Genomic DNA, 3,775 nt, shown 5'->3' on the forward strand with positions numbered 1-3,775 from the left:
TCGCGACCCACAGGCTGGTTCAGGTTGAAATCCAGACCCCACCGTCCACGGTCATTCAGGCGCAGGCCGCGACGCTGCGGCGCCGGCGCATTGCGCTGCGCCGCCTGGGCTTCCGAAAGGGAAACGGTGGATGTGCTTTGGGCAAGCGCCGACGTCGACGCGGCCATCGCCGTCGTCGCCATCATCACAGCCAGGAAACCACCGAACCGCATACCAAATCCTTCGAACCCCGCCATGAGGCGGCGTTTCAACCCTGAACCGACCTTATATGGTCGTGAGCCCCGCGATTAGACACCGGGTGTCTGCGCGGTCAACGCAATGAGCCGGCGATAACAAGGTTCCCGCGCATTGTTGTCGGCGTATGTGTCTCAGGCGTCACGGGATTCGGGCGGATTCCGGCGGAATCTCACAGGACCTTCAGAAAACACCGCGACGCGTGATGCGACTGGAACCGACTTCGCCTTGTCATCGCCCCTTTTCGCCGTGTTATAGAGCCTGGCAGTCGGCATTTCTCATGCCGTGCGCGCGTGCGGGCGAGGGCTCTCACGTCCCTGAGTTTACGGAGACTTCTCTTGATGAGCCTCAACAAGGCCTTGGTTCGGAACGTCGCGGTCGTGCTGGTCTCGGGCGTGGCCCTGGGCGCGTCCCTGTCGGCCTGCTCGAGCATTCCCTTCGTCGGCGGCAAGAAGTCTGCGCCCAAGACGAACGTGCAACAGGGCATCGGCGTCAACGCCTTCCTGTGGCGCGCCTCGCTCGACACCCTCAGCTTCATGCCGCTGCTGACCGCCGATCCGTGGGGCGGCGTCATCAACTATGACTGGTACATCAACCCCCAGACGCCGAACGAGCGCTTCAAGGCGACCGTCTTCATCCTGGACACCCGTCTGCGCGCCGACGCGCTGAACGTCACGGTGACCAAGGAAATGAAGGGCGCCGATGGTCAGTGGACCGCCGCCCCGGTCGCCGCCCAGACCGAGGCCGATCTGGAAAACGCCATCCTGACCAAGGCGCGCCAGCTGAATCTGTCGAACGCCGGCTAAAGCCGCGCTCGCTTTATTTCTAGGCGCTACCGCCCTTTGGGCTACTTGAGCGCCTACTGGTTTAGTTTCGTCAGACCTGCTGGGAACGCCGAAACGCATTACTTCTTGGGCGCTGTCGTCCTTCGGGCTAGTTGAGCCGGGAGGGCGTCAGCGCCCTTTCGACTTTCAGGACGACCGTGGCCCGTTACGAACCCAAGACCGCCGAACCCCGCCAGCAGGCCCGATGGGCCGAGGCTTCCGCCTTCGTCACGAAGGACACCGGCCGGCCGAAATACTATGTGCTGGAGATGTTCCCCTATCCGTCGGGCAACATTCACATGGGTCACGCCCGCAACTATGTGATGGGCGACGTGGTGGCGCGGTCCAAGCGCGCGCAAGGGTACGACGTTCTGCACCCGATGGGCTGGGACGCCTTCGGCATGCCGGCCGAGAACGCGGCCATGGAGCGCGGCATCCACCCGAAAGGCTGGACCTATTCCAACATCGCCAACATGCGCGAACAGCTGAAGCTGCTGGGTCTGTCGCTGGACTGGTCGCGCGAGTTCGCCACCTGCGACCCGGAATACTACGGCAAGCAACAGGCCTGGTTCCTGGAGCTGTATCGGCGCGGTCTGGTCTATCGCAAGGATGCGGTGGTCAACTGGGATCCGGTCGACAACACGGTCCTGGCCAACGAACAGGTGATCGATGGACGCGGCTGGCGCTCGGGCGCCCTGGTCGAGAAGCGCAAGCTGAACCAGTGGTTCCTGCGCATCACCGACTATGCGGACGACCTGATCGACGGCCTGAAGACCCTGGATCGCTGGCCCGAAAAGGTCCGGCTGATGCAAGAGAACTGGATCGGCAAGTCCAAGGGCGCGACCCTGTGGTGGGACATCGCCGAGGCGCCGGCCTTCCTGCCCCCCTCCCCCGAGGGCGAACCCAATCACGCCCGCGATCCGATCGAGGTCTACACCACCCGCCCCGACACACTGTTCGGCGCCAGCTTCCTGGCCCTGGCGCCCGACCATCCCCTGACCAAGGCCATCGCCGAACATCGGCCGGACGTGGCGGACTTCATCAAGTCTTGCGCTCAGACCGGCACCAGCGAAGCCGAGATCGAAAAGGCCGAGAAGCTGGGCGTGGATCTGGGCGTCCGCGTCCGCCATCCCTTCGATCCGGACAAGACCCTGCCCGTCTGGGCCGCCAACTTCGTGCTGTCGACCTATGGCTCGGGCGCCATCTTCGGCTGCCCGGCCCACGACCAGCGCGACCTCGACTTCGCCCGCAAATACGATCTGCCGGTGACGCCGGTGGTCAAACCCGACGACGCCGAGACAGTCGAGATCGGAACCGAGGCCTATGTCGGCCCCGGACGAATCTTCAACTCCGACTTCCTGAACGGCATGGACGTGGAGGCCGCCAAGGCCGCCGCGATCGCCAAGGTCGAGGCCGCAGGCCAAGGCCGCGCCGAGACCATCTATCGCCTGCGCGACTGGGGTGTTTCGCGCCAGCGGTATTGGGGCTGCCCGATCCCGATCATCCACTGCCCGTCCTGCGGCGTCGTCGAGGTTCCCGCCGATCAGTTGCCGGTGGTCCTGCCTGATGATGTGACCTTCGACGTGCCCGGCAACCCGTTGGCGCGTCACGCGACCTGGAAGCACGTCAAATGCCCGTCGTGCGGCGCCGACGCGACGCGCGAGACCGACACGCTCGACACCTTCGTCGATTCCAGCTGGTATTTCGCGCGGTTCACCGATCCGACGGCCGAGGCGCCGATCAACAAGGCCGCCGCCGACCGTTGGCTGGCTGTCGATCAATATATCGGCGGGGTCGAGCACGCGGTCCTGCACCTGCTGTACGCTCGCTTCATCACCCGCGCCCTGTCTGACGCCGGCATGCTGTCGGTGAAGGAGCCGTTCGCCGGCCTGTTCACCCAAGGCATGGTCGTCCACGAGACCTACCGCCGCGCCGACGGCGCCTGGGTCGAGCCGACTGACGTCGAGCTCAAGAACGACAACGGCGTCCGCTCGGCCCGCCAGCTGTCGACCGGCGAGACCCTGGTCATCGGCGACATCGAAAAGATGTCCAAGTCCAAGAAGAACGTCGTCGCGCCGGCCGAAATCCTGGAAAGCCACGGCGTGGACGCCGGTCGCCTGTTCGTCCTGTCCGACAGCCCGCCCGAGCGGGACGTGCAGTGGACCCCTGGCGGCGTGGAGGGCGCCAGCCGCTTCGTCCAGCGCGCCTGGACCCTGTTCGACACCTATGACGCCGGTTTCGCGGGCGAAGATAAGGCCAACGCCGAGCTGCTGCGCGAGACGCACAAGGCCATCAAGGCCGTGTCCGAAGGGGTCGAGGGCTTCCGCTTCAACTCGGCCATCGCCAAGCTCTATGCCTTCGTCGCCACCATTCGCGACAATGCCCGGGCCGGCGGCGACGCCAAGCGTCAAGCCCTGTCGGCGCTGGCCCGTCTGATCGCCCCCTTCACCCCGCACCTGGCCGAAGAAGCCTGGACGCGGCTGGGGGAAGACGGGATGGTTCTGGACGCGCCGTGGCCCGTGTGGGACGCTGCGCTCGCGGCCGACGACGAGGTGGTCCTGCCCATCCAGATCAACGGCAAGCGTCGCGCGGAAATCCGCGTGCCGCGCGGCATGGAGCCGTCCGAGGTCGAAGCCCTGGTCCTGGCCGACGAAACGGTCAAGGCGCGGCTGGAGGGTCTGAGCGTGAAGAAGATTGTCGTGGTCAAGGACCGCATC

The 3,775-nt window shown here is 65.5% G+C and carries 2 protein-coding genes and 1 pseudogene; 2 read left to right on the plus strand and 1 reads right to left on the minus strand.

Annotation, left to right across the window (positions count from 1 at the left end; translation table 11 throughout):
- Positions 1 to 236: pseudogene (locus RT123_RS15635) on the minus strand (hypothetical protein); the annotation flags it as partial.
- A gap of 339 nt (positions 237 to 575) precedes the next feature.
- Here RT123_RS15635 and RT123_RS15640 point away from each other — a divergent pair.
- Together RT123_RS15640 and leuS are read left to right on the plus strand one after the other, a co-directional pair.
- Positions 576 to 1,040, plus strand: coding sequence for a DUF3576 domain-containing protein (locus RT123_RS15640; RefSeq protein WP_313010160.1), 465 nt, complete (start codon positions 576 to 578; stop codon positions 1,038 to 1,040).
- Between the two features lie 176 nt (positions 1,041 to 1,216).
- The coding region (leuS, locus tag RT123_RS15645) for a leucine--tRNA ligase (RefSeq protein WP_313010163.1) at positions 1,217 to 3,775 on the plus strand (2,559 nt) is incomplete at its 3' end.

The sequence above is a fragment of the Brevundimonas vesicularis genome (assembly GCF_032067225.1).
GTDB lineage: Bacteria > Pseudomonadota > Alphaproteobacteria > Caulobacterales > Caulobacteraceae > Brevundimonas > Brevundimonas vesicularis_F.

Bases quoted from the DNA above. Each gene is read 5' to 3' on its own strand.
- RT123_RS15640 (WP_313010160.1), top strand. From the start codon at position 576: ATGAGCCTCAACAAGGCCTTGGTTCGGAACGTCGCGGTCGTGCTGGTC.